Here is a 363-nt window from a genome sequence, read left to right as displayed (position 1 = left end):
TTCATGGATGCGTCTCGGACGAGGCAACCGCGGATGGCCTGACGGCTCATCCACTTGGGTATCGCGAAGGGGATTCCGGGATGCGTCGACGCCGATTTGGTGTGGCTCGGATCGTCGCGTAACATAGTTTTTGCGACGCGGGGTGGAGCAGTTCGGTAGCTCGCTGGGCTCATAACCCAGAGGTCGCAGGTTCAAATCCTGCCCCCGCTACCACAAAACCGGGTCTTCGGATTCTGGCGGGGGTGCTGGGTTCATCGGACGACGATGGAGCCCAGAACTCGCCAGTTGGGTTTGCCGGCGTAGAGCAGGGCGCGGACTCGGTAGTTGCGGAAGTTGCGGAACCCGAAGCCGATGCGTTTGATC

1 tRNA gene is annotated in these 363 nt (G+C 61.2%); it reads left to right on the top strand.

Annotated elements, in window-relative coordinates:
• Positions 1–136 precede the first annotated feature (136 nt).
• Positions 137–213: transfer RNA gene (locus ELR45_RS08380), tRNA-Met, on the top strand.
• The last annotated feature ends 150 nt before the right edge of the window (positions 214–363 follow it).

The sequence above is a fragment of the Phytoactinopolyspora endophytica genome, from assembly GCF_004138495.1.
GTDB classification, from domain to species: Bacteria; Actinomycetota; Actinomycetes; order Jiangellales; family Jiangellaceae; genus Phytoactinopolyspora; species Phytoactinopolyspora endophytica.
The sequence above is the reverse complement of the archived record's forward strand: the minus strand, read 5'-3'. Positions and strand labels throughout refer to the sequence as shown.